Source organism: Kolteria novifilia (assembly GCA_007748055.1).
Classification (GTDB): domain Bacteria; phylum Planctomycetota; class Planctomycetia; order Kolteriales; family Kolteriaceae; genus Kolteria; species Kolteria novifilia.
This window is the reverse complement of the sequence record CP036279.1, coordinates 3,685,556-3,711,447: the sequence shown is the minus strand read 5'-3', so window position 1 is coordinate 3,711,447 and position 25,892 is coordinate 3,685,556. Positions and strand designations below refer to the sequence as shown.

The 25,892-nt window shown below is 61.4% G+C and carries 21 protein-coding genes; 10 read left to right on the top strand and 11 right to left on the bottom strand.

Annotated features, from left to right (window positions below; all coding sequences use genetic code 11):
- Positions 1–21: 21 nt before the first annotated feature.
- The 7 genes from Pan216_RS13510 to Pan216_RS13480 all read right to left on the bottom strand — a co-directional run bounded on the left by Pan216_RS13510 (position 22) and on the right by Pan216_RS13480 (position 8,889).
- Positions 22–729 carry a DUF4956 domain-containing protein gene (locus Pan216_RS13510; protein ID WP_145258495.1) on the bottom strand — a complete coding sequence of 236 codons (708 nt, stop codon included), beginning with the start codon at positions 727–729 and terminating at the stop codon, positions 22–24.
- Positions 730–1,256: 527 nt separating this feature from the next.
- Entirely contained in the window at positions 1,257–3,659 is a 2,403-nt protein-coding gene (locus Pan216_RS13505; RefSeq protein ID WP_145258494.1) for a serine/threonine protein kinase, read from the bottom strand.
- Between the two features lie 86 nt (positions 3,660–3,745).
- Positions 3,746–4,312 carry an ECF-type sigma factor gene (locus tag Pan216_RS13500; protein WP_145258493.1) on the bottom strand — a complete coding sequence of 189 codons (567 nt, stop codon included), beginning with the start codon at positions 4,310–4,312 and terminating at the stop codon, positions 3,746–3,748.
- A 328-nt stretch (positions 4,313–4,640) separates the two neighbouring features.
- Complete coding sequence (gene arsM, locus Pan216_RS13495) at positions 4,641–5,522, bottom strand: arsenite methyltransferase (protein WP_145258492.1); 882 nt, start codon at positions 5,520–5,522, stop codon at positions 4,641–4,643.
- The gene (locus tag Pan216_RS13490; protein ID WP_145258491.1) at positions 5,519–5,929 is read right to left on the bottom strand and encodes an ArsR/SmtB family transcription factor; all 411 of its coding nucleotides are present in this window, start codon (positions 5,927–5,929) and stop codon (positions 5,519–5,521) included. The genes arsM and Pan216_RS13490 overlap by 4 nt, the downstream gene beginning before the upstream one ends.
- A 137-nt stretch (positions 5,930–6,066) precedes the next feature.
- On the bottom strand, positions 6,067–7,479 hold the full coding sequence (locus Pan216_RS13485; protein ID WP_145258490.1) for a sigma-54-dependent transcriptional regulator: 1,413 nt from the start codon (positions 7,477–7,479) through the stop codon (positions 6,067–6,069).
- A gap of 15 nt (positions 7,480–7,494) precedes the next feature.
- On the bottom strand, positions 7,495–8,889 hold the full coding sequence (locus Pan216_RS13480; RefSeq protein ID WP_419193626.1) for a sensor histidine kinase: 1,395 nt from the start codon (positions 8,887–8,889) through the stop codon (positions 7,495–7,497).
- Between the two features lie 372 nt (positions 8,890–9,261).
- Here Pan216_RS13480 and Pan216_RS13475 point away from each other — a divergent pair, with 372 nt between their 5' ends.
- From Pan216_RS13475 to Pan216_RS13465, 3 genes are all read left to right on the top strand, one after another.
- A complete protein-coding gene (locus Pan216_RS13475) occupies positions 9,262–10,194 on the top strand; it encodes a DUF1559 domain-containing protein (RefSeq protein ID WP_145258488.1) in 933 nt (310 codons plus the stop codon).
- A 162-nt stretch (positions 10,195–10,356) separates the two neighbouring features.
- Positions 10,357–10,857 (top strand): transthyretin-like family protein, encoded by a 501-nt coding sequence (locus Pan216_RS13470; protein ID WP_145258487.1) that lies wholly within the window; start codon positions 10,357–10,359, stop codon positions 10,855–10,857.
- Between the two features lie 294 nt (positions 10,858–11,151).
- Entirely contained in the window at positions 11,152–12,600 is a 1,449-nt protein-coding gene (locus tag Pan216_RS13465) for a PepSY-associated TM helix domain-containing protein (RefSeq protein WP_419193625.1), read from the top strand.
- A 224-nt stretch (positions 12,601–12,824) separates the two neighbouring features.
- On the opposite strand, the gene Pan216_RS13460 is transcribed toward Pan216_RS13465, so the two are convergent.
- Together Pan216_RS13460 and Pan216_RS13455 are read right to left on the bottom strand one after the other, a co-directional pair.
- Positions 12,825–14,231 (bottom strand): sigma-54-dependent transcriptional regulator, encoded by a 1,407-nt coding sequence (locus tag Pan216_RS13460; protein WP_145258485.1) that lies wholly within the window; start codon positions 14,229–14,231, stop codon positions 12,825–12,827.
- Positions 14,232–14,234: 3 nt separating this feature from the next.
- Positions 14,235–15,662: a sensor histidine kinase gene (locus tag Pan216_RS13455; RefSeq protein ID WP_145258484.1), complete on the bottom strand. Its 1,428-nt coding sequence runs from the start codon at positions 15,660–15,662 to the stop codon at positions 14,235–14,237.
- 509 nt (positions 15,663–16,171) lie between these two features.
- On the opposite strand from Pan216_RS13455, the gene Pan216_RS13450 reads away from it, so the two are divergent.
- The 5 genes from Pan216_RS13450 (at position 16,172) to Pan216_RS13430 (ending at position 23,504) form a co-directional block, all read left to right on the top strand.
- Positions 16,172–17,209, top strand: a complete 1,038-nt coding sequence (locus tag Pan216_RS13450) for a DUF1559 domain-containing protein (protein ID WP_419193624.1) — start codon at positions 16,172–16,174, stop codon at positions 17,207–17,209.
- 162 nt (positions 17,210–17,371) lie between these two features.
- The gene (locus Pan216_RS13445) at positions 17,372–17,878 is read left to right on the top strand and encodes a transthyretin-like family protein (protein WP_145258482.1); all 507 of its coding nucleotides are present in this window, start codon (positions 17,372–17,374) and stop codon (positions 17,876–17,878) included.
- A 49-nt stretch (positions 17,879–17,927) separates the two neighbouring features.
- The gene (locus Pan216_RS13440; RefSeq protein WP_419193623.1) at positions 17,928–19,259 is read left to right on the top strand and encodes a PepSY-associated TM helix domain-containing protein; all 1,332 of its coding nucleotides are present in this window, start codon (positions 17,928–17,930) and stop codon (positions 19,257–19,259) included.
- A gap of 73 nt (positions 19,260–19,332) precedes the next feature.
- Complete coding sequence (locus Pan216_RS13435) at positions 19,333–20,226, top strand: ATP-binding cassette domain-containing protein (protein ID WP_145258480.1); 894 nt, start codon at positions 19,333–19,335, stop codon at positions 20,224–20,226.
- 5 nt (positions 20,227–20,231) lie between these two features.
- On the top strand, positions 20,232–23,504 hold the full coding sequence (locus Pan216_RS13430) for an ABC transporter permease/M1 family aminopeptidase (RefSeq protein WP_145258479.1): 3,273 nt from the start codon (positions 20,232–20,234) through the stop codon (positions 23,502–23,504).
- Here the strand turns inward: Pan216_RS13430 and Pan216_RS13425 are convergent.
- A complete protein-coding gene (locus tag Pan216_RS13425; RefSeq protein ID WP_145254028.1) occupies positions 23,480–24,178 on the bottom strand; it encodes an IS630 family transposase in 699 nt (232 codons plus the stop codon). The genes Pan216_RS13430 and Pan216_RS13425 overlap by 25 nt on opposite strands.
- Positions 24,175–24,618: a helix-turn-helix domain-containing protein gene (locus Pan216_RS13420; RefSeq protein ID WP_145254025.1), complete on the bottom strand. Its 444-nt coding sequence runs from the start codon at positions 24,616–24,618 to the stop codon at positions 24,175–24,177. Before Pan216_RS13420 ends, Pan216_RS13425 begins: the two co-directional genes overlap by 4 nt.
- 129 nt (positions 24,619–24,747) lie before the next feature.
- On the opposite strand from Pan216_RS13420, the gene Pan216_RS13415 reads away from it, so the two are divergent.
- Together Pan216_RS13415 and Pan216_RS13410 are read left to right on the top strand one after the other, a co-directional pair.
- Complete coding sequence (locus Pan216_RS13415) at positions 24,748–25,065, top strand: hypothetical protein (RefSeq protein ID WP_145258478.1); 318 nt, start codon at positions 24,748–24,750, stop codon at positions 25,063–25,065.
- Positions 25,066–25,517: 452 nt separating this feature from the next.
- The gene (locus tag Pan216_RS13410) at positions 25,518–25,883 is read left to right on the top strand and encodes a DUF4280 domain-containing protein (RefSeq protein WP_145258477.1); all 366 of its coding nucleotides are present in this window, start codon (positions 25,518–25,520) and stop codon (positions 25,881–25,883) included.
- Positions 25,884–25,892 lie beyond the last annotated feature (9 nt).

Here is a 25,892-nt window from a genome sequence, read left to right as displayed (position 1 = left end):
TGTCACTCTCTACTGGATGCGTCAATCCCCACGCGGCATTGATCCTTCGTTCGCCAACTCACCTCGGAACGGTCCCGCCGTCCGGATCGACAGGGTCGCTTTCCGCTCCTTGAGGTCGACGGTCTTGATCTCGAGGTCGATCGCCTCGAGGCCGATCCGTTCGCGCAGGTCGGCCAACAGCAAGTCGCGGTGCGCTTCGCCCAGCCACTCGAGCCGGTCGTACTCGATCGTGATTTTGGGCGGTCCTTTGGTCCCACCGTTCTTCCCATTGCCATTGATCGGCTCCACGGTGCCGTTGGCCCCGTTCGTTGCACGGCCGGCGATCCACTCCTTGAGCATCGTCGTCGCGAAGATCAGCGCGTTGACCAGCGCGACTTCCGTGTAGCTGGTCTTCTTGTTCGAGAGCGAGTTGATGACGGCGATGCCAATGACGATGAACAGGTACGTCATTTCCTTCGGTCGCAGCGCGTCGGTGCGGTAGCGAAGGACACCGAAGACGGCGAATAGTCCGAGGGCCAGGCCAAGGTCGAGTTCGAGTTTCTTCAGGGTGAAGCAGATGAAGAAGACGATGACGTTGAGCATCACCGCGGTGAAGGCGAACTCCCGCTGACGCTGCCCCGGGTAGATGGCGAAGCCGACAATCAGTGACAGGAAGAAGAGGTCAATGCCGAAGCGAACCAGCAGCTTAAAGACATCGTCGTCGTAGAGTGGAACTTCCAGGAACTCCATGGGCCCGTTCGTTTCCCCTGCGTCCGTCGGCTACCGCCGATGGCATGGTTGGCTTGGTTTTGCTCGTGGCTATTGCCGCTCGCATCTCGGGACGTTGGGCGGCATCCACCCTCGAACGACGGCGGCACCGATGGCGACGCGATGCCGCAACTGGTGGCCGTCGGCTCAGCCTCGTTCCCGCGGAGAAAGGGCTTCACGGAAGGTCATGCGTCAACGGGAGTGAACTTGGGCCAAGAAAGTTGGAAGAAAGTTGGAATTGATGCGGCGCAGTGAAGGGCATCGCGGTGATCGACGGGGCGGGTCGCTCCTTTGAAGGGCTTCGGAAGGCATGGGGAAGACCCTCTCTATCTCCCCCTTGGACAAGGGGGAGCAAAAGAAGTTCCCTTGGAGAAGGGGGAGCAAAAGAGGTTCCCTTGGACAAGGGGGAATTAAGAGGGGTCGGTGCTTTCTTCCAGGGGGGGCGGCTCTTCCTCTTGTCATCTCATCGTGTGACCAGGTTTACGCTTGCCGATCGACAGTGGAGATCCTCACGGCGACGATTCAGCCCGATCCTCGATCAGACGTAGAGCCCGCTGCTGGACTTCCCGTAGCCGCGGGTCGTCGGCCGGCGCGAAGCCGGTGAGCAAGATGGATGCTTCACGCTGAAGCAACAAGCACTCGACCCAGTCGAACCACGGAATCGGCATCGTGCCGACGGGACCGCGAGCGATGGTGGTGGCCCAGGCGTCGATCTCCTTCTCGGCCGTCGCGAACGTTTGACGTGATCGCTCGGCATCACCAACGCGGTAATAAGCCATCGCCAACGCGGGAAAGACGATAGCTCTGGCTCGCCAACGATCGTCCGCGAGTGCCTTGCGAAAACTCTCGACAGCTTCCTGATAGCGGCCGGCTCGATAGAGGGCGATCCCCGCCGAGTAGTGTCCGACCCCGAGAGGGTACCGCGTCCGCCAAAAGTCGTGCCGTGCCGGAGATCCCCCCGGCGGAGGGCCTGGTTCGCGCCGAGGAGGCGGTGGACCAGGGGGCCTTCCCGATGGGCCACGAGGTGGGGGACCCAGCCGAGGTGGATGGGGATGAAACGACGCTTTGCCGACCAGGGCGAGTTCAGCGAGAGCACGCTCGGCGAGATCATTGGGATCACCCACCGGCGTTGACGCCACCACGCAACTTCGAATCAGCGCCATCGAGGGGGACCGCCGCTGCTTCTCGGTTTGCTCCAGCATCGCCCGACAGATGCTTTGATAAGTCGCGGTGTCGCCGTTGATCAGAAAGAGCTGGGGAATGCCCCAGTTCGCCGGGTTGTCAGCCGGGACGCCGAGCTCGATCGCCTTGGTCCAGTCTTTCGCCGCCAGCTTCCAGAGCCCGAGTTTGACGGCCAACGAGGCACGCTCGTTCCACGCGATGTAGTAGTTCGGCTGTCGCTCGATCGCTTCGCTGAAGTCCTCCCACGCGGCCGCCCAGCGTTCCGCGTCGGCATGGGCCCGGCCACTGGTGACTAGAACGTTGGCTTCCTTCATGCGGGTGGCGAACTGGGCGATCTCTTCCCGAGCGGCATCGGCTTCCTGTTGAAGTCGAATCGCCTTCTTGAGCGCCGCGTCCTTTTCGTTGCGCTCGGAGAACGCGACCGAGGCCTGCCAAAGGCTGATCGTCGTTCCGGCCAGCATCGCGATCGCGATCAACGAGACTGCCGTGATCGCGGCTTTGTTTCGGTGGGCGAACTTTCGCAGTTGATACAGTTGTGACGGAGGTCGCGCCTCGATCGGCTGGGCGCCGAGGTAGCGGCCGATATCGTCCGCCAACTCACTGGCCGAGGCGTAGCGCCGGCTGCGATCCTTCTCCAGCGTCTTCATGACGATCCAGTCGAGGTCGCCGCGAACCGCGGTCGAACGCCTTGTGGGAGTCCGGCCTCGCGAGTCGGCGACTGTCGAGCGAGCCGCTTCCACCGTCGTCAATCGCGTGCTCGGCTTGGGGGGATCTTCCTCCCGAATGATCCGACGCATTTCGTCAATCCCGACCGAGTTGAAGCGTTCCCTCGCGAAGGGCGTCGACCCGGTGAGCAATTCATAGAGCAGGACCCCGAGCGAGTAGATGTCGCTGCGGGTGTCGATGTCCAAGCCGCTCATCTCGGCCTGCTCGGGGCTCATGTAGAGGGGGGTGCCGATCATCCCGGCGAATCGGGTGTAGATCGTCTTGTCGGTCAAGTTCTGACCAAGGGCCTTGGCGACCCCGAAGTCGATCACCTTGGGAACCGCGACCTCGTCGTGAAGCGTCACGAGCACGTTCGACGGTTTGAGGTCGCGATGGATGACACCTTTCTGATGAGCGTGCTGCACGGCGTTGCAAACGGTGGTGAACAACTCCAGCCGCGATCGCAAGTCGACGTCCCGCTGATCGCAGAACGCCGTGATGGGCACGCCTCGGACCAGTTCCATGACGAAGTAGGGGCGGCCCGACTCGGTAGTCCCGGCATCGAGCACGCTGGCGATGTTGGGATGGTTCATCATCGCGACCGCTTGACGTTCGGCCTCGAACCGGGCGATGACATCCCGCGTGTCCATGCCCGGCTTGAGGATCTTCAGCGCGACGTGTCGGCGGACGGGTCGTTGTTGTTCCGCGACGAAGACCAGACCAAAACCACCCTCGCCGATTTGCTCCATTAGCCGATAGTTGCCAATCACCGTTCCGGGGCCCTCGGCGATCAGCTTGCTGTCGGCGAGACTCGTGGTCATCGCCGATGGGGAACGGTTGGGAAGCGCCTCGATCGGCTGATCGAGCGGGTTGTCCGGCAGGTCGTGGGCGCTGAGCAGGTCTTCGACCGAGGCGCGAAGTCGGGCGTTGCCCGCGCACGCTTCGGCGACGTAAGCCGCACGCTCCTCAGTGGAGTGCCGCTCCAGGGCTTCGAGAAAGATCGATCGTTCGGAAATGTCAGCCATGGATGAACGAATTGCCCTCAAAACCATCGAATCACTACTCGAATTGCGCCGATTCGCGCAAAAAAGGGCCAATTTCTGACCAAAAACTACCCGTTTCCTTCGATTTCCCGACGCAACCACGCCCGCGCGTACGCCCAGTGGCGCTTCGTGGTGCGGGGCGACGTCTTGAGGACCCGCGCGGTCTCCTCAATGGTCAGCCCCGTGAAGTAACGCAATTGGACCAGTCTCGCGAGATCGGCGTCGACCTCCGCCAACCGGGTAAGGGCTTCATCAAGGGCGATCAACTGGTCGGCGTCGTTGACTTCGACGGGAATGTCCTCGTCGCGGATCTCGCAGCGGGCCATCTCGCCGCCCCGTTTCGCGGCCTTTCGGCGTCGGGCGCTTTCGATCAGGATGCGTCGCATCGCCTCGGCGGCCGCCATGAAGAAGTGCTCGCGACCGTCCCATTGCGCGAGATCTCGCTCGCCGACCAGCCGTAGGAAGGCCTCGTGGACCAGGGCGGTCGGCTGGAGCGTCTGTTCGGATGCTTCTCGGGCCATCTTCCGGGCAGCGAGCCGCCTGAGTTCCTCGTAGACGAGTGGCAGGAGACGTCCCGCCGCCTGTCGGTCGCCGCGTTCGATCTCTTGAAGGAGGAGGGTGATATCGTCGGCCATCCCCTCAGTGTAGACGATTCGGGACCAAGAAAGGGGGGCTACCCCCGGCTGATTCGGCGGTTGGGGGGAACCCTCGCTCCGCGAGCCCAGGTTTGGCGCCCGGCTTTGACGGGAAAGCCCATCACCCAGTGTGCGCTGCCGCGACACTGTGCTATGCACTCGCATGCCTTCGGCATGCTTGGCTTCGAGGTCGGAATAAGATGGTGGGTCGAGGCCTACCGCCAACGTTCAGGAAGCCTCGCCCGCGCCCCGCGTTGCTTCAAAGGCAACGCCGTTAGAGTATGTAGCGCAAGGTCGCGCAGCGCACCTTGGGAAACTGATCCTAACGCTACGGCTTGATGGCGTAGACCTGGACGCTGGCGGCGAAGTCGTTGATGTTGTGCTTGCGGATCAGTTCGGCCAACTCCTCGTGCAGTGTCGCGGCCGAGGGCGAACAGCAGTCGCCGGCGTCGACCACTTCCAAGGGTGAAGAAGACTCGCCGAGGGCCGAGGGCGGGGCACAGCAACCGGCTTGATTCTCGGCTTTCGCGTAAGCGTTGAGGTCCTTCTTCGTGTCGACGACCTGAACACCCGAGAAACCGGCCTCGGTGAGGTTGGCGACATACTCCTCGATCGGAATCGCGCCGGCGATGCAGCCGACATACGCCATCAGGTTCTCGGCGATCTCCTCAGGCATGGGGGCTTTCAGGGCGATGTCGGAGACCGCGACGCGTCCGCCGGGCTTGAGGATGCGAAAGATCTCGCGGAAGACCGCCGCCTTGTCCTCCGCCAGGTTGATCACGCAGTTGGAGATGACGCAATCGACGGAGTCGTCGGCAAGGGGCGTCTTGTCGATTGTCGCGAGATGGAATTCGACGTTGGAGAGACCCTGTTTCGCCGCGCCGCGCGTCGCTCGCTCGACCATTTCCGGCGTCATGTCGATGCCGATCGCTTTGCCTTCCGGGCCGACCTTTTGAGCGGCGAGGAAGACATCCAGGCCGCCGCCGGAACCGAGGTCGACGACGACTTCGCCCGGCTTCAGATGAGCCGTCGCGGTCGGGTTTCCGCAGGAGAGCCCCATGTTCGCTTCGGCGGGGATGCTCGCGAGTTCTTCCGCGGAGTAGCCGAACGCCTCGGCAACGGCATGAACCCCGGCATGCTCACTGGTGAGGCTGCTGGCGGCAACGGCGGCGTACTTGCCGCGGACGGCATCGGTGATTTCTTGGCTCATCGTTCGGGTCCCCTTTGAAGTGTGGTCATGCCTTCGTCCTCCATCAGACAAAGGGCGAGGTCGAGAAGGGGAGCGACGCAACCATTCTCGACGCGATAGTAGACGTTGTTTCCGTCTCGACGGGAGACGAGCATTTGCGTGTCGGCCAACCGCACGAGTTGGTTGGAGACCGCCTGCGGTTTCATCCCAAGGGTCTTGGCAATGTCGGTGACGGTGGCCTCTCCGGAACGAACCAGGTGGTGCAGCAAGCGCAGACGAGTGTCGTTGGCGAGGATCTTGAAGAGCGTCGTCACCTTGCCCGCGTCCATGAAGGAGAGGAGCGGTCGATCGCGCAGCGCCGGTCGTCCGGCCGAGCAGGTGTTGCTCCCTTGGTGATCGCTCGTGCAACAGTCATTTTCTTCGGCCATGCGAACCTCCGTCACTAAACTATTACACGAGACTATGTAATGGTGTCAAGTGGAGAATTGCTGGTGAGGCGATGGGCGGCTTGATGCCTGGGCGTCGAAGTGGGGGCAACGGAGCCGATGGAGAGCGACCGGCGACTTCAGGAAACGGGCCGTTGGGTGAGCTTGGTGGCGAGGCGGGTACGCAGGGTCTTCGGGTCAATGCCCAAGACCCGCGCCGCGGCGGAGTGATTGTTGCGACAGTGGTGCAGGGTGCGGCGAAACAGAATCGGTTCGATCTCGCCTAGCAACATCTCGTGCAGTTGGTTGCGGTCGACCAGTGGGTTGATCGAAGCGATCTGATCGTCGAGCCAACGATTGACCTTTGTCGCCCAATCGGACTCGGTCTCCTCTTCGCTCGTCGGCAAGACGGGTTGAGGAAGGTGGTCGACCGCAATGGGGGCTCCACGAGAGGCGATCGCCGCGTGCTCGACGGCATTTCTCAGCTCGCGGATGTTGCCATACCAAGGCCGCGACAACATTTCCTCGATCGTCGAGGGGAGTAGAACCGAGCCCGGCTTCCCATTGACGGTCTGTCGCAGAAAGTGCTCGGCCAGGATTGGGATATCTTCGGTTCGTTCCCGAAGGGGGGGCACCTCGATGTGGTAGACACTGAGGCGGTAATAGAGATCCTCTCGAAATCGGCCCTGGGCGATGAGGTCGGGCAGCGACTTGTTCGTCGCCGCGATGAACCGAGCGCGCATCCGACGGGGCTGATGCTCCCCGACTCGGGTCACCTCTCGTTCCTCGATCGCCCGCAGGAGTTTGACTTGGAGCGAAAGAGGAATGTCTCCCAACTCATCGAGCAGAACCGTCCCTTCGCCGGCTTGCTCAAGCAGGCCCACCCGATCGGACTCCGCGCCGGTGTAGGCGCCGCGGTTGTGCCCGAAGAGTTCACTCTCGATCAGGCTTGGACTCAGCGCCGCCAGAAATACGGGCAGGAACTGTTTGTCGCGGCGGGGGCTGTAGCGATGAATGGCCCGGGCGAGGACCTCCTTGCCGGTGCCGCTCTCCCCGGTCAAGAGGACTGGCACGTGGCTGGCGGCGACCAATGCGACGCGGTTGAAGATTCGCTGCATCAAGGGCGACTTGCCGATCACGACGTTCGGGCAATCCTCGTTGACCGTCGGTTCCGGCGGTAGGTCGGCGATCCTCGAGGTGTCGATCGCCCGATTGAGGACGGTCTTGAGTTCTTCGAGGGAGAAGGGTTTGACGAGGTAGTCGAAGACACCTTTCTCCACTGCGGCCGCCGCGGTGTCGAGTGTGCCGAACGCCGTCATGATGATGATCGGCGCCTCGGGCGCGTGTTCGCGTAAGCGGCCGATCGCGGTCAGTCCGTCCATTCTTGGCAAGCGTATGTCGAGCAAGACGACTTCGGGAAGAACTTCCTCGGCGAGTTCCAGCCCTCGCTCGGCCGAACCGGCGACATGGACCTCGTGACCGGCATGCGCAAGGAACTTGCGTAGCGACTTGCAGTGGCGAGTTTCATCATCGATGACGAGGATTGTGGCCATGGAACCTTCGTGATTTCAGTCCGCGGAGGAGACCGCCGCGAGAACCTCTTCTTCCCGATCACCCATCGGCTGACGCGGCAACGTGATCACGAACTCCGTCCAGCGCGCGTGCCGTTTCCAAGCGACGGCCCCGCCGGCGGATTCGGCAGCTTGTTTGACTTGGGCGAGTCCCAATCCGATTCCCTCCGGCTTGCTGGTGACAAAGGGTTCGAACAACTGGTCCGCCAACGCGGCGTCGGGACCGGGGCCCGTATCGCGGACGCGAAGCGCGATCGTTTCGTGGTGCGTCTCAAGGCCGAGGGACAGATCCCCGTGACGCCCGATCGCCTCGATCCCGTTGAGGCACAGGTTGACAATCGCGGCCCGGATCGACTCCGCGTCTTGAACGACTTCATCGGTCATGTCCCATTCGGTGACGAGATGGATCTCCTGGTGACGGCAAATTGGTTCGACCATCGTGACCACATCGTCGAGCACGTCGACAAGCGGCCGGGCGATCTCTCCACGCTCCTGGTTCTTTCCAATCGACAGCAGCCGTTGGACGAGCGTTTCGGTCACCTCGAGTTGCTCGTTGGCATTTTGAAGCATGTCTTCGGAAGGGAGGGTGAGGGAGCGGCAAACTTCGCGAAAGACCTCGAGTGACAGCCGGGCGGAGTGAATCCCGTTGCGAAGCTCGTGGGCGACGCCGCCGGCAAGTTGACCCTGTAGTCGAGTTCGCTCGGTAATCCGGATCGTCTCCTGCATCTGCTGAAGCTGGGTGGCCATCGAGTTGACGGCTCGAGCGAGATCGTCGACTTCATCGTGCCCACGAACCTCGACGGTCGGGCGAAAGTCCCCCTTGGCGATGTCGGTCACTTGTCGCTGAATGCGACGGACGCGTCGGCTGAGGCTTCCGGTCGACCAGGTTACAACGCCAATCAAGAGAACTACGAAAAGAGACGCGGCCGCGTTGATGCGGTTCTTTCCCTGTTCGTTGAGCATCACGGCGTAGTTGTACGAGTAGAGGCTCAAGAGCCGGGTATCCGCCGGCCACGTCGGGACGCGACACTTCGTGAGGCAGTACCACTTCTGGGTCCCGGTTCCGATATGGCCGGCCCATCGCCGCCCAGGCTCACCCGGCGAGACCGTCGGAATGACGCGAATCACCGTCAAGTCGCGGGGGGCTAGGGAAATGGTGGAGGCCAAGACCTCATCGCCACGAAAGACGGCAAACTGATAGCCGGGATTCTCCCGTTGAAGCTGTTTCAAGTCACTCTTCAAGTCGGCTTCCTTCAACGGGCCCAATTGATTCGCGATCAGGCTCGGTTGGGTGTCTTCGACATGATCGAGCTCATCGATGTAGTGCTCGCCTTGGCGCGAGGCCAAGTGGTAGACAAAGAAGGCGAGCAGCGCCCCCAGGGGCACAAGCATCTGATTTCTCAGCGACCAGGCCATCATTGATCTCCAAGAGTTTTTCCTGCCCGAGTTGGGGAATAATTCTTTGGCGGTCGTCGTCGCTGTGGCGAAGACTCGTTGGTCGCCCCGTTTTCGTTCGCCATAAGCCGCTATTGGCAAGCATCTTAAGTCATCTGCTCCCCGCTGTCGCTGTTTTGGTACGGTAGCTGCACCTTGACGGCGACTGCGATGGGATTGAGACTCCATCGCAACTAGGTTTATAGGAATTTACTCGCCTGTATCTGCCCGCGCCGTCAGCCATCCCTCCTTGGGCTAGCCAGAGCCAGTCATTCGGAAACACCGCCAGGCGACGTCCTTCAGGGTCTGTTTCTTTACTAGGAGGCATCCGTGCTCTACGTCCGACGTACCCCCCGAATCCTCGGGTTCACCCTCATCGAGTTGCTTGTCGTGATCGCCATCATCGGCGTCTTGGTCGGCATGCTCCTTCCCGCCGTTCAAGAGGCCCGCGAGGCCTCTCGCCGAATGTCGTGCCAAAACCATCTCAAGCAAATCGGGATGGCGATGCACGGCTATCACGACGCGCACAACATGTTGCCGAAGGCGGACAACCAAGGCGCCACCGATCCTACGAGGACCTCGGCCGGTCCCAATATCGCCATTCTCCCTTACATGGACCAGACCTACTTGCAACAGCAGTACGATTTCAACACGGCGTATGACGTCGCCCCCAATGACGAACTACGGGACGACATGCCGTCCGTCTTCATCTGTCCTTCGAATCCGGCTGGCGGGCAAGTGACCGAACGCACCGGCTATCAGGCTTCTGACTACGTCTACCTCCGCAACGCGCGAGACTGGGAAAACGCCACCGCCATGATGGAGGGGGGACGCTACACCAAGTTCAGTCAAGCGACCGATGGGCTCTCCAAGTCCATCATGGTGTACGAGTCGGCGGGACGTGCCCACTGGTACATTTATGGCACGAAGATGTCGGTCGAGTGGGACTACTACTCCGGCAGTGGCGCGTGGGGAGAGGAGATCGAAGCCTGGTCGTCGCACTACTCCGCTGGCTGGTTCTTTCCCGCTTTCATCACGCTCGACGCCTCCAATCCGGCCGGAACGGATCCGACGATTAGCTGGACCGGCTCCACGATCATCAACGTCAGCAACTTCTACGCGGCCCCTTACTCGTTCCACTTCGGGGGAACGCATTTGGGCATGGGCGACGGCTCAGTCCGCTTCGTGGCGGAGTATGTCGACCTCGACTTTCTGGCCGCTCTCACGTCTTGCGACGGCGGCGAAATCATCGATAGTTTCTGATCGGGTCACTCGGCACGGCCCAACGGTTACGGCCGCGACGAGACGGTCAAGCCCCGCTCCGCTGGGCCGGTCCAGGCGACTTCATTCCCGGACCGGCTTTTCGAAAGTCAGTCAGCCCGAGCGACGGTCGGGTGAATAGCGCGCACTGGAGTATCGGATTTCATGAAGGGCTATGTACTCGCAACAGCTTCGCTCGTTGTTGCCATCACCTGTGGCGGCTGTGGCGGGCCGAGCTGGATGGCGGCTACGCATCCGGTTGAGGGAGTCTTGAAAGTCAACGGGGAGCCCGCCGCCGGAGCGGTCGTGACCATCTATCCCACGGGAGAGAAGGTCGACGAACGCAACACGAAACCCTGGGGAATCGTCGACGAAAGCGGCAAGTTCCAACTTCAAAGCTATAAGCCGGGCGATGGAGCTCCCGCCGGCGAGTACGACGTCACGATTCAGTGGCCGTGGGACGTTCACGTACTGAGTCTGTCGATGACCGACCGGCTCGGAGGCAAGTTCCAAAAACCCCAGCAGTCCCAGTGGCGCATCACTGTTTCGGAGGGGACGAACCAACTCGACCCCATCGAGATCGAGGGTGCGAAGGTGGAGATGACACCACCCTCGAAGAACGCCAAGAAACGGATCGGTCCGCCGGGTCCGAGGATGGGGCCTTAGCTGTCCGTCGATTTAAGCGGGCCAAGACTCGTTCGTAGCCGGCAGCGAATAGGTCAGCGGGCTGCTCGTGCCCCGATCGGTTGGTTGACGGCAAGGGCCTCTGGGGTGTCATGCCATGCTCGTCGTGGGCATGAGGGAAACGCATTCGGCTCGGCAAGCTCTCTCACGAAGCGCGGTCGAGGTTTCACGCAATGAACCTCTTCCAGCCGAAACTCTCGCAACCGTGTCGATGTGCCTCCACTCGGCCAGACGCCGATGGCAATGTCGTCACGCTTTAGGACGCAACTGTCTGTCATGTCCATCACCACTCCACCCGATCCCTCTCCTCTCGCCGAGAGGGCTCAACAACGAAAGCCTCGCCAAACCTCCTCTAGCCTCTTTCGCCTGGTTTGGCGGTGGCACTTCTTCGCCGGCGTGCTCCTCTCGCCCTTCATCCTGGTCCTATCCCTGACGGGGGCGATCTACCTCTTCGCGGCGGAGATCGAGGACTGGATCCATCGCGACGTCCTCTTCGTCGACGCTCAACCCGAGGTGACGATCGACTATCAGGCTGTCATCGAGGCCGCTCGTGCGGCGGTCCCTGGGGGTACCGTCACGCAGGTTCAACTCCATCCCGATCCGTCGCGGGCGACCGTCGTCTCCGTCACTCCCCCCAGCGAGGAGAAGCCGGAACGTGAGGGTGAGGCCAAAGGGAAGAGGCGACGACCAGACTCGACGGAAGTCTCCATCGATCCGGTGACGCTGGCCGTTCTCGATACGCGTGATGGTCGACGTGTCTCGACGTTGTTCTTCGGACTGATCCTCAAGATCCACCGCCAATTGTTCATTGGGACGACCGGCCGGGTGATCATCGAGTTGGCGACATGCTGGTCGATCATCCTGTTCCTGACCGGTCTGTTTCTGTGGTGGCCGCGCAGGAAAGAGAAAGTCAAAGGGGTTTGGGTTCCGCGGTGGAAGTCCCAGTTCTACGTCCTGCTTCGCGATGTCCACGCCGTGGCCGGTCTCTACTTGTTGCCGGTGTGCCTCTTGATCGCCTCGACCGGCCTGTTCTACACCGTCGTGTGGGGAGAGTCGTTCCGCTTCGTGACCACGTCGCTCGTCGCGCTGGCCGAAGGGGAGGAACCGGGCGGGGATTCCAAGAGACCAAGGAATCGCACCAAGGACAAACCCGGCGATATCGAGAACGAGGTTCTCGTTCCTCCCAGCTACTCGTTGCGCCAAGTCGCCGAGGCGTGTCGGGCGGAGTATCCCGACTCTACCATCACCATCACGCTGCCCAAGTCGAACGATGATCACTACGGCATTGCCACGATCAACGACTACGCCCGCGGAACCTACGGGGCGATGAACTCGATCGGGTTCAAGATGAACCGAGACGACGGCACCGTGACGAATACGACCGACTTGTGGGACAACAAAGACTACTGGTGGCACACATGGGTCTACCCACTCCATGTCGGCAGCGTGCTCGGTCCGTACACGAAGGTCGTGTGGTTGATCGCTTGTCTGGTGCTCGCGGTTCTTCCCGTGACCGGCTTGTGGATGTGGTGGAAACGTCGTCCGCCGGGTCGGACTGGGTTTCCCAGGAGGCAATCACTCTGGGTTGTCCCGGTTTGGATGTGGGGAGCCTTTGGGTTGGCGTGCCTCTTCCTGCCCGTCTTTGCGATCTCGGTGGTGTTGGTGTACTTTCTCGACTGGCTGGGCTTGTCGGCGATGTCGCTGTGGCGAAGGGCGCGCGGATAGTGTTCTGGCTGGTAGGTTCGCTTCATGAAGTCTCGACCGCCGATTGCGCGGGAGATTTGCCAAGTCAAAGGCGTCTCCCGCCTGCCCACGGCGAGCGTAAGTCATTCGTGCCTGCCCACGTCGAGCGTAAGTCATTCGTGCCTGCCCACGGCGAGCGTGGGCAGGGGACCCAAAGCACCCGAGAGTTGTCGGCCAACGAATCACCCATCAGCACGACCGAGCGGTCACGACGTCGAAGCACGCACCTGAGAAAGTTTCGAACGTAGGGTCTTCGGATCGAGCCCCAGCATTCGCGACGCGGCGGCTTGGTTCTGCCGACAACGAACGAGCATCATCTCGATGAGTGTCGCCTCGATCTCGCTGAGTAGTTCCTCGTGGAGTCGTGCCCGATCCTTGAGCGGGTCGATGGAGTGCAGCCGCTCCTCGATCCAGCGGTTCAAGGGAGAACGCCATTCGTTGGCCTCGACACCACCGGAGACACTGGCGATCGGGCAGGGGAGGTGCTCCGGCGCGATGGGCGCTCCGCGCGACGCAATCGCCGCGTGTTCGATCGCGTTTCTCAGTTCGCGGATGTTGCCATACCAAGGGCGCGACTCCAACTCGGTCATCGCCGAGGGAGAGAAGCCTGGGCACGCCGTCGCGGTCGTGACGCGGCGGAGAAAGTAATGCGCGAGTTCGCCGATATCCTCCCGGCGTTCGCGGAGTGGCGGCAACTCGATGTGGTAGACGCTTAGCCGGTAGTACAGGTCCTCGCGAAACGTTCCTTCGGCGATCAGGTCCAGAAGCGACTTGTTGGTCGCGGCGATGAAGCGGACGCTGATTGGTCGTGTCTGATCCTCGCCAACGCGAGTCACCTCCCGCTGTTCGATCGCACGCAACAGTTTGACCTGTAGCGACAGAGGGATGTCCCCCAGTTCGTCGAGCAGGACCGTTCCCTCGGCGGCTTGTTCGAGCAAGCCGGGACGATGCTGGTCGGCGCCGGTATAGGCTCCTCGGGCATGACCGAAGAGTTCGCTCTCGATCAACCCGGGACTGAGCGCCGCCAGAAAGACCGGCAGGAATCGCTTGTTGTGGCGACTGCTGTTACGATGAATCGCCCGCGCCAAGACTTCCTTGCCCGTGCCACTCTCACCCGTCAAAAGGACGGGGACGTCGCTCGCCGCCACGAGGGCGATGCGGTTGAAGATCCGCTGCATTGCCGGCGAGCGTCCGATGACGGCGTCGGCGACGGGATCGGAGGTCCGTGGCTCGCCTTCCTCCACCGAGAGACTGTCGCTCGCGAACGCCCGCCCAAGCACCGACTTGAGTTCCTTCAGCGTGAAGGGCTTGACGAGGTACTCGAAGACTCCTTCGCGAACGGCGGAGACGGCGATGTCGAGCGTTCCGAAGGCGGTCATGATGATGATCGGAGACTCGGGGGCGTATTGACGCAGTCGGGCGATGGCGGAGATCCCGTCCATTCCCGGCAACCTGACGTCGAGCAGGATGGCGTCAACGGGCGAAGCTTCGGCCAGTTCGAAGGCTCGCTCCGCGGAGCCCGCGACACTGACGCGATGCCCCGACTGTGTCAGGTAGTCTTCCAAACTGTCGCAATGGCGTGCCTCGTCATCGACGACGAGAATGTGCCTCATGGGTCACTCCTGTATCAGCGGGTGTTCGGTGGCTGGCGTCGAGGGAGCGTCAAGCGTCGGTGGCTCGGGTCGAGTCGGCAGGGTGACGCGAAAGACCGTTCGCCCCTTGTCGCGGATCCAGTCGACCGTGCCGCCCTCCTGTGTGACCGCTTGGCGCACCAGCACCAATCCGAGTCCGACCCCTTCCGGTTTGGTCGTCATGAAGGGCTCGAACAGCGATTCGGCGATCGCTTCATCCGGACCGGGGCCCGAGTCGGAGACCTGGATCTGCGCCTCCTCGCCGAGCGCCCTGGCGGAAAGACGAACGTCGCCGTGCCGCCCCGCGGCTTCGACCGCGTTCAAACAGAGATTGAGAATCGCCGCCTGCATCGACTCCGAATCGGTCGCGACGCACGCGATCGCGTCATCGATATCCGTGACGAAGTCGACCTCGGCATGGCGGCTGACAGTCTCGACGGTGCCAACCACGTCGAGCAGGACGTCGCGTAGTTCCCTGGGAACGGTGTCACCATGTTGGGGCTTTCCCAGAGCGAGCAGCCGGCGCACGAGTGATTCGGTGATCGTGAGTTGTTCCTGGGCGTTGGCGAGCATTCGCGTGGAGGGAAGCTCTATCGACTCGGTCGTTTCCCGGAACATTTCGATCGATAAGCGGGCCGCGTGGATGCCGTTGCGTAGCTCGTGCGCCAAGCCTCCCGCGAGCTGAGCGTGCAGTCGAGCCCGCTCCGTATCGCGGACGATCCGCTTCATCGAGGCCAAGTCGGTGACCATGACGTTGACCGACTTGGCCAGTTCGCTGATTTCGTCGTGGCCCCGATCGTCGGCCATCTTGCTCAAGTCACCCTCGGCGATTCGGCGCACTCGTTGCTGAATTCGCGTGACCCGTCCGCTGAGTCGACCGCTATAGATCGCGGCCACGAGAATCAGCATCAACGCCACGAAGAAGGCGAACGTCCCCGAGCGACGAAAGGCCCCCGTCACGGTCGAGGCGATCGACTGATAGGGCTCGAGGCAGACGAGGTACGACCGTTGGGGCCATCCCGGAACCTCGATCGCGATCACGTAGTACCAGTCTCCCGCGGTGGCCAAGAGGACCGCGTCCCTGCCGGACTCGGCGTGAGGCGCGGGAGGCATTGACGCGACGATCGCTTGCTGGCGCCCACGAAGGGGAATGGTCGACAATTCGACGGCTCCCTGGCGGACCACGACAAACTCCCATCCGGGGAGCGTCGATTGCCAGGAAGCGAGAATCGGCGCGACTTTCGCGGGATCGGCATGGGAGAGTTCATTGGAGACATCGATGTAAGTCTTGATCGCGCGGTCGCCGTGCTCCTTGACCTGCAGAGCGGCCTGCTCGAAGCTGATCAGGAGCCCGAGCATCGCCACAAAGATGACGAGCGGGAGGAGCATCTGGTTGCGAAGCGACCAGGTCATCGAACGGCCTCATGGGGGAGCAGCTCCCTCGCTGAAAGGGAATCGCTCCCTGTGTTCTGCGTCGGTTCCCCGTGATGCGCCGAGATATCGTTCGTCGTAACCCTTGTTTCTAGATTCATTTATCGTGTTCTCGTAGGGAAATCTGTTTGCGGCGCAGTTATTGCTTGGTTAGGAGATTAAGACTCAGTCTCGACTTGTTGGTATCACTATAGGCCAGTTGAATTGACCGTTGCAAGCCCACCGCCAGCCTCCCATCGGCCCTGGACACGGAGTGAGTAGAGCATCCCTGACGCGGCACCGCGACACGCGTCCCAGGCCGTCCTCCCCGTCTCATGACGGGAACTGTTGATCATTGGCGTCATCCCAGAGAGGCAACTGTGAATCTGTATTCCCTGAGCACACCATCCGCGGCGCAAGCCCCACGTGCCGGTTCCGCGCCGTCCCGCCCCCGTTCAAGGAGAGCGGATCGCTTCGCGCCGACGAGCGATCCTTCCCCAGAGACTCCACCGATGAGCCGTGCTCGCACGCGCCTTGTCCGCCGCATCCACGCGAGCAAGCGTGGCCTCGTTCGCGGGGGATTCACCCTCGTGGAACTCCTCGTCGTGATCGCCATCATCGGCTTGTTGGTGGGGCTTCTCCTCCCTGCCGTGCAGCAGGCCCGCGAGGCGGCTCGGCGCATGCAGACCGCGAACCGTCTCAAGCAGATCGGTGTGGCGCTGCACAACTACCACGAAGCCCACGGCGTCTTCCCCATCAAGAACTATTACGCCATCCCTACCGACACCTCGCCCTGGATGCTCCAAATCATGCCCTACATTGGGCAGAACAGTCTCTACGATCAGTGGCAGATCGGCGCCGCGCACGCCGCGGGAACCGGATTCTACGCCGGCCCAAACGTCGACCTGATGGCGAAGGTCATTCCCACTTTTCTCGCCGCGTCGACCGTCGGACCGACCACTTGGACGCTTGAAACGTACGATCCGGAAATCACCGTCGCCCGAACCGACTTCTTCGCTCCCTATTCAAGCAACCTCGGGTCGCTCGCCAGTCAGTTTCCCTCGGGCGCCAACGAACGGATCGGAGGGATGGTACACGCCCCGCTCAACGATCCGGGAACCTCGAGTGGCATCCGACTCCGCGATGTCTCCGACGGAACTTCCAAGACGATCGGCATCGTCGAGATGGCCGGGCTGCCTAACCCACAAGTCAAAGGAGGCATCGATTCCCTGGGACCGACTGCCGCGTATGTGATGTCTTTCTCGTTCAGCGGAAGCCCTCCCAAGCTCGGCAACCCCGACGGTTTTTGGGCGGGAAGAAACGCACTCGACTACGACCCCGACTCGATCAGCTCCTTGATTGGGCTGGGTAACTGCGCGGTCAACTGCCTGAATTGGGGACGAGGCTGGGGATCGCCCTTCAGCTTCCACACGGGCGGTGCCCACGTGCTGATGTCCGATGGCAGCGTTCACTTCCTCAACGAATCGCTCGACAATGTGACCTTCATCAAATTGCTGGTTCGCGACGACGGCCAAACGCTCGAATACTGACGCGTGAATTGACTCGTCCTCCCTTCGCTCCCAGGGCGGATGAGGGCATTGATTTCTTCTCGCGCCGACTCGACTGCCTGGAACGCGGCCACGCTCACTGTGGCACCCGGCCAACTGTGGCCGGGTAAAGTCCCGATGAATCGGAACACTTCGGAGACCTAAGTGGAAGATAAGCGCTGGTTGCTGTTTGTCGCCGGAGCCCTGTTGCTCGGCATGGTTTGGGTCTATTTTCCGTGGCCGGAACGTCCCCCCGGGGCTCCGAAGTTTCCCGTGACGGGAACGGTGCTTGTCAATGGAGAACCGGCGGGAGGGTTGACCGTTCGCCTCTTCGCCAAGGACACCTCCCTGGATATGCAGGACCAAGTCCCCGTCGCCTCGACCGACAAGGAAGGGCATTTCGAGTTGTCCAGCTTCAACGCCAATGATGGAGCCGCCGAGGGAGAGTATGTCGCCACGTTCTACTGGCCGACGAATCTACTGAGCCCGACCAAGGATCGCTTCAAGGGCAAGTTTCTCAATCCCCAAACCTCGACGTTCTCCGTTACCATCCCCGCGGAGCCAACCGAGTTGCCGCCTTTTAAGATCGAGGTTCCGAAAAGAGATCTTCTCCCGATGGAGCTGGGGCTCGCGGAGCTAGAGCAGTTGGCCAAGTCGAAGACCGCGCAGTAGACGCGAACTGTCGACATTGATCGACACGGCCACAATGGGGGAGAAGCTCGTGACGACTCGAGAGACACCATCGGCGGGAGCGAACGAGCGGAAGGTCGAAAACTCCTACCGCACTCTGTGGCGTTGGCACTTCTACGCCGGTTTGATCCTGGCGCCGATGCTCCTGTGGGCGGCGGTCACCGGCGCGATCTACATCTTCGCGGACGAAGTCGAACAGGTGCTCTACCGGTCGATGCTCTATGTCGAGTCCGGAGCAAGTCGCCGAACGCTCGACGAGCTCCGCGACATCGCCGAGGCGGCCTTCCCGGAGGAGCACGTCTCCTCGGTCCTCGTCAAGGGCGAGGAGGACGGTCATGCCGTCATCTTCTCCATGCATGCCGAAGGGCAGGGGACTCGCTACGTTTACCTCGATCCCTACACCGGCGCGACCCTCGGCTCCCGCATGCGCGATGAGTCCTTCTTCCCGATCGTCAGGCAACTGCACCGCAACCTCTATCTTGGCATGACGGGACGGATCCTGATGGAGCTCGCGACCTCCTGGGGTATCATTCTCCTGGTGACGGGGATCTACCTTTGGTGGCCTAGGCGAAAGAAACAGGGACGCGACTCGGGTGGAGTCTGGTGGCCGCGCTGGAGATCCGGGACGCGCGTGGTACTTCGGGATCTTCACGCCGTCTTCGGCATGTACCTGATGCCCGCCGCCCTGGTGATCTTGGCGACGGGGCTCTTCTTTTCTCAGGTTTGGGGACGCGGCTATCTCACCGCGTTGGTGGTCTCCGGCAACGCCCCCGACGCGTTCTTCAACCCACCTCACTCGAAGAATCCCAACTCCGCGCCGCCCCTTTCGCTGCAACAGGCCTACGAAACGGCGAAGGCCCACGACCCGGGACTCTCCATTTCCATCAGTCCCCCTCACGATGAAGAGGAGGGGTACGGTGTCGGCGCCGGGTCGGCGGATGTTCCTCACCGGCGCTCGATCTCCGTACTGGATCAGTACTCGGGCGAAGTGCTCACGCGGACCGACATGACCAACGCTTCCCCGATGCTCAAGGTCCTCAGCTACGCGTATCCACTCCATGTGGGGTCGATTTTCGGACTGCCGACGAAGCTGCTGGCGTTGATGACGTGTCTAGTCATCATCATCTCAACGGTGTCCGGGGTTTGGATGTGGTGGCGGGCGCGACCACGCGGTTCGATCGGCGTTCCCCGCCGGGGACAAGATCGCTCCGCGAACCGCTGGTTCGTGCTCCTCCTCTGCGGCACCGGAGTCCTGTTGCCGGTCGCGGGAGCGAGTATGGTTCTCTTCTTCGCGATCGATCAATTGATCACTCGAGTCCCAAGGCACTTCCGTCGTGCCACGACCAAGTCTCCCGATCGTTGATCTCGCCGACAATCGACAAGTGGCAACCGAAGGAACAATTGACTGAGTCCCCAACACCCTGAAAGTTGACTCCGTGCTTACCGTTTCGCGACTTGGCAAGACGTATCCCGGCCCCGTGGTCGCGCTCGAGGAAATCGATCTCCAACTCGATCGCGGTCTCTTCGGTCTGTTGGGCCCCAATGGCGCGGGCAAGTCGACCCTGATGAGAACGCTCGCGACGTTGCAGCTTCCCGACTCGGGGTCGGCTCGGCTCGACGACATCGATTTGATCGCGGAGCCTCACCGGGCACGACGGACAATCGGGTACTTGCCGCAAGAGATGGGTGTCTACCCTCGCGTGACCGCGCGGGAGATGCTCGACTACCTGGCCACGCTGAAGGGCATCGGTCCACATCGCGAGCGACGAAAGCATGTCGAGCAGCAGTTGGCTCGCGTCCATCTCGCCGACGTCGCCGATCGGCGACTCGACACGTTCTCCGGCGGGATGAAACAGCGCTTCGGCATCGCCACGGCGTTCCTGGGCCAACCGAGTCTCGTCATTGTCGACGAACCGACGGCGGGGCTCGATCCCTACGAACGGCGCCGTTTCCAACTCATGCTCAGTGAGCGTGCTCGCGACTGTGTCCTCCTTCTCTCGACACACATTGTCGAGGACATCGCTGGACTCTGTGAGAATATGGCGCTGATCGATCGAGGAAGACTCCTACAGCGCGGCTCGCCACGCGAGCTTCTCCAGCGGATTGAGGGATGTGTCTGGGAGTTCCCAATCGCTCCCGAGTCGCTCGAGGAGGCGAGGAGGCGCTACCGAGTCCTTTCCTTTCGCCCGCGGCACGAGCGGTTGAGTCTCCGCGTCTACTCGAAGCAGCGTCCGACCCCCTGGCACGGCGATTGCGACGAAGGCGCCGTCGGGGCGATCGAGCCGGACTTGGAAGATCTCTACGCCTACCACGTCGAGCAGCGAGTGTAACAACCTTGTTCCTTCAACAGATGCTTCTCGAATGGCGCATCCAACGGCGTCGCCCCTTGGTGTGGTTCTGCTTTCTCGCGTTCTTCTCGCTCGCGTTGAGCGACACGATGCGAGCGGGATGGAGTGCCGAGGGACACGTCTGGATCAACGGCGCGGGGATCATCACCAACCGGGCCGTTATCTACAGTCTTCTCGGTGTGGCAGCGGTCGCGGGGATCATGTCCGACCCGATGACGCGGGATCGGGCCTTTCGAACCGAGGAGCTAGTCCTCACCGCGCCCGTCGATCGCATCACGCTCGGCTTGGGGCGATTCCTGGTCGCGTTCCTGGTTGTCATCGCCGCCGCGGCGATGTTCATTCCCGGCATGTTGCTCGGTACCCTGGCGAGCGGAATTCCCCCCGAGGTGATCGGGCCGACCGTGCCGTCTCACTACGCCAAGGCGATGGGGTACTTCCTCATCCCGAACTACTTTCTGCTCTCGGCGCTGGTCTTCCTCATCTCCAGTCGTTGGCAGAGCAAGTCGCTCGCCTTTGGGTCGGGGATCGGGGCGCTGGCGTTGTGGGTGACCTGCCGGATGATGCTTGGCCGGGGCATCTTTCGCCAGGAGGTCTTCTCCACCTATGCGCTGCTCGATCCCTTCGGCTCGATCGCGTCGTTCGAGTTCGTCGTCGGCCGGACGGTGGCCCAGAACAACGTGCTCTTTCCTCCGTTGGACGGCCTGCTGTTCACCAACCGGCTGATCTGGATAGGGGTTGGTTGTCTCTTCGTGGTCCTTGGAGTCGCCCTCGTTCCGATGCGGCCACGGGTGACGCGACTCAAACGAAACAGCCTCCTTGCGGGGAAGTCGAGCAACCACGCGGGCATCGCTCCCGCGAAGGCCCTAGGACCAACGTCTTGGCAAGCTAGCGAGCCGAGCCCTCTCGTCGAACTCGTCGCACTGCTGCGATGGGAGCTGATGCTTATTTGTCGCCAGCCCTCATCGAAGATCTGTCTCGCGTTCGCGGCGATCACGATCTGGTGGTCGGCGGCGAGCTCGGCCACGTACCAGTTCTCCCTGCCGAGCACGGACCTGCTCGTTCACACGACGAGCTACTACTTCCGCAAGACACTGGTATTGGCGATCGTCTGGATCGCGAGCGAGCTGATCTGGCGCGACCAATCCCTGGGCGTCAACGAGCTGATCGACGTTCAGCCGAGTCGGGACAGCGTCCGATTCCTCTCCAAGACGCTGACGCTGGTGGTCGTGGTCGTCGTCTTCTGGATGTTGGCGATCCTGGTCAACATCTCCTACCAACTCGCGCACGGATACGTTCGTCTAGAACTCGGCTTATATCTCACCGACAGTTTTATCTTCAAGGTTCCCTACTACCTCTTCCTCGCGGTGTTGGCGCTTTCGATTCAAGCGATCGTGAGACATCGCTACATCGCGATCGGGATCGTGCTACTCGTCTACGTGTCCGAGACGTTTCTCGACGCGTTGCACTGGTACCACCCGCTGGTGCGCTACGGTCGCGTCAGTCACGTCTGGTACTCGCTGATGGATGGGTACGGCCACTTCTGGAAGGCTCACCGATGGATGCTGCTCTACTGGTCACTCGGTGCCGTGGTCGTCTGGCTGGTCGGCTGGGGTAGCTATTCGCGAGGCACCCATCCGTCCCCGCGGAGGCACTACTGGCGACATCGATTGCTTTCTGCCAGGGGAGGGGGCGCGCTGTTGGTGGCCCTGAGTCTGTTCCTCGGAACAGGTGGGTACATCTGGTTTCAGTCGACGGTGAACGCGACGTGGCCCCCCATTGACGTCGACGCGACCTACGCCAGGGTCGAAGCGACGTACGGCGAGCAATGGCGTGGCGTTCCCCAGCCGCGCATTGTCGCGATCGAAGGGGATCTCGAACTTATTCCTTCCGAGCGGCGCTTCGAATTGAAGGGTGCGTACGTTCTCGAGAACCAAAGCGAGGCCGCGATTGAGGAAATTCTCGTCCTCGCGTCGCCGGGGCTCGACGTCGAAGAGATCGCGTTCGATCGCGAGGCCGTCCTCACCCACCGCGATGAGGCCCTGAACATCCAGACCTGGCGGTTGTCGACTCCGATGGAGCCCGGCACGCGGATGGAGATGTCCTTCCGCACCGCGAACGCTCCTCCGACCGGTATCGAAGTACACGCCCACGGTGACGGCGTCCCGGACGTCGCTCCCATCGAGGTGATCGGGAATGGAACCTCCCTACTGAACCTTCAGATCATGCCGGCGATCGGCTACACCGACCGGGTCGAACACAAGCCGGCTTGGAAACGCCGCCGCTACGGGCTTCCCAAGACGTGGGCAGCGCCTTCGGGTGACGCCGCGATCAGTCAACCCCACGCGACGCTGCATCTTGGGTGGGTCGAATCGTTCGAGATGGTGATTCACACCGCTCCCGACCAGACGGCTCTCCACGCCGGAGTCCTCGTTGATCAATGGATCGAGCCCAACGGTCGACGCGGGTTTCGCTACCGAGCCGACAGGCCGACCAGGGGATGGAGCGGCATCCTAAGCGGACGCTACGTGAAGAAGAAGCTTTCTCGCGACAGGCTACCCGATGTCGAGGTCTTCGTCGATCCGCAGCACGTCGCCAACGGTGACTTCTTCGGACGAAGTCTGCACGACGCGATGGAGCATTTCACCAACCGCTACGGTCCGCCTCCCTTCGAGACGTTCCGCCTCGGAGAACAGTCGCTGCACTACGATGGGCTCGGGGCCCGTGGGGGGCTTGGTTTCTCCAGTGAGGTGCTCGGCTGGAAGACCGACATCGATGCCAACGGCGGCGAGGACATCAAACGGATGGCCGCGGTGATGATGGGGCTGAACTGGTTTGGGGATCAGATCATCCCCGCGAACGTCGCGGGCGCCAAGGTCATCCATGCGGGATTTCCCTATTGGGCCGCGTCGCTCTACCTGCACCAACATCGCGACCCGAACGTCGATCGACGACTGCGTGCCCAGGACCTGCTTGAGATGTTTCGCGGCCGCGGCGAGATGACCGACCAGGAGGCGCCGTTCGCCGTGGAGTTCAAGGACTCCACACTGATCCGCAAGAAGGGATCGGTCCTCATCCTCTATCTCGCCCACCTGATCGGTGCCGAGGAATTGGAACGAATCATCGGGGCGTTCTTGGAGAAGTGTCGCTACCGAAAGGCTCCCTATCCGACCGCGGCGGAGTTCCTCGATCACTTACGTGCCCACATTCCCGAGAAGTATCATCCTCAACTAGTGCATCATCCATTCTTAATTTTTGGGTAGAGTCGGGCCAGTTTGGTGCGTGCTTCGTCGATTTGTAGTTGCCAGTCGACGCCGCGCTGCTTCTGGTTGGTCTGATCGGACCAAGCCCCGATTTCGTCTCGTAATTCGTCGAGTTCGCCGACGCGTCGACCGGTCAGACACTGTCGTGTCATCGCGCTCAGTTCGCATTCGGCGACGTTTAGCCAGCTCCCATGCTTCGGAGTGTAGACGAACGTGATTCGCTTGACATAGGCACGTGCCACGGCAGGCTCAAACAACTCGTAGAACGCTCCCTTGGTGTGGGTGTTTAGGTTGTCGAGAACCAGCGTCACTTGCTGGCAATCGGCGTAGCGAGTGTCGAGCAGTTGCGCGACCTCTTGCGCCCAATCAACCTTGGTGCGTTGCGACCTGGCCGTCGCTTGGCGAAAACCTGAAAGCGGCTCGCTGAACATGAAGATGCTCGCCGTTCCGTTTCGTTCATACTCGTAGTCGACTCGCTTGGGATGGTCCTTGGCAGCTTCAATCGGCTGCCTTGTTTCTTTGATCAGCTGGACCGGTTGCTCGTCCATGCAAATGACCGGATGGTCTGCATCGTAGGGTCTTTCATAGGTTTCGAGGACTTCCTCCATGCAAGCGACGAACTCAGCGTCGTTCTCGGGGGGGATCACCCAATAGTCGATCATACGCTTGGTCATGCGATTTTTTTTAGCGTCTTGCGAACGGTCTCGGGACAAATGGATTCCACTACCTCTAGTTTAACCAATTGATCGGCAAGCAGTTGCAGCGTCCACTTGCCGTATCCCTTGGGCGGCTCTCCCAGACGCATGGCGATTAGTCTTGCTTCGGCCTGCCCGTCGAGCTTCGGCGGAGTCGGTGGCTTCTCGCGTCTCATTCCATCCAATGCCAACGCAAAACTCTCGGTGACTAGGCGTTTGCGTAGATTCTCAACGGTCTGGACACGACAACCAAAAGCCTCGGCAATTCTCTCATCCGTCCACGCCGGACCGTTGGCGTCTGTCTTCAAGAGCATTTGTGCCCGTCGAACCTTCTGGGAGGAGCCTTTGAGCTTCTTGATGACCGCGTGACAAGTTGCGCGTTCCTCTTCCGTGAGGCGAACGATGTACTTCTTGTTCATTGGGAAACCTCCGTGCTTTCCAGGAAGCAGCAAGTTTCCTCGAACAGAAGCAATCAACCAACCCGAAATCCTAGGATAGATGAACCACTAGCCGACATATTCGAGCGGGTGACGATCTGGCGTCTTTCCGTGAAGGAGGCACGCCGCGAACTGCTGGGCGACGGACGTTGGAAACTGACCGCGACCGTCGAGGCACGCAAGTTCCACATTCACGGCTGGGGCGAGGAGACGGAAGCCGAACTCGACACGCCCATTTCCTTGGCCGCCTTCTCCGGCGTGGGGTTCGCCAAAGAGGAGGTGATCTGGGCGGAGGATCGCCGCTTGTCGCCGGGGAGGAACATCATCGAGTTGGAGCTCGACGAGAAACCGACCCGGTTCGGAATCGATCCCTATCTGCTGTTGGTCGATCCCAACCCCCACGACAATGTTCGACGTGTCGCGAACTAACGTCCTACTCTCAACGTTCGCTCTTCGCATCCCGCGGAGTGTTTCGATGCTTCGCGGGGTGTTCGAATCGACAAGAGGTTAGATGTCGTATCACGTTATGACGTAAGCAGTTCCTTTCCCAACTCTATTTGCTGAAAACACGTATCGACTAATGAGCCTAGAGAACTCCTCTGGGCGAGTCGCAGGTAGAACCATTCCGCACGCGACGATTCATCCTAACGAATCACCAATCACTTCCCGTCCGAGGCGAGGGAGTCGTTCTCGTTGAGAACGCGAGAGGGGCCGTACGCCCCTCGTCTCTCGGTCGCCGGCGGTTTCGAGAGACGATCGAGAGGGATTGACCTATACCCAGATCGGGCGGCCTTGGCGATGCAGCGATCATCCGCGCCTCGGCGCGGACGCTGGGGGAATGATGGGCGAAGACAGAACGATCCATCTAGGAGACACCCACGATGTCACAGATCGTTTGCCACTTGGATCAATGCGTCTGTACGTTCGGCACGGTCCCGCAGCCATTGATGGCCACGACCCAAACGTTTCGCACCATCAATGGCTCTCCCGTCGCGACGATCAACGACGGCAAGGCCCTCGTCAACATCATCTCGTTCGGCACCTGCACGAAGCTCACCGCGCAGAACAATGGCGTTCCGACGCCGTGCATGCCCGTCATCCCGGCTCCGTGGACACCTGGCTCCACGGTCGACAAAGTCAATGGTATCCCGGTGCTTACGCAACCCTCGACGCTCACGTGCTCGGTCGGCGGCATGATCACCGTGTCGGCGCTGGTCGCGAACGCGACGCTTGCGAGAACCGTGTAAGGTCACTGC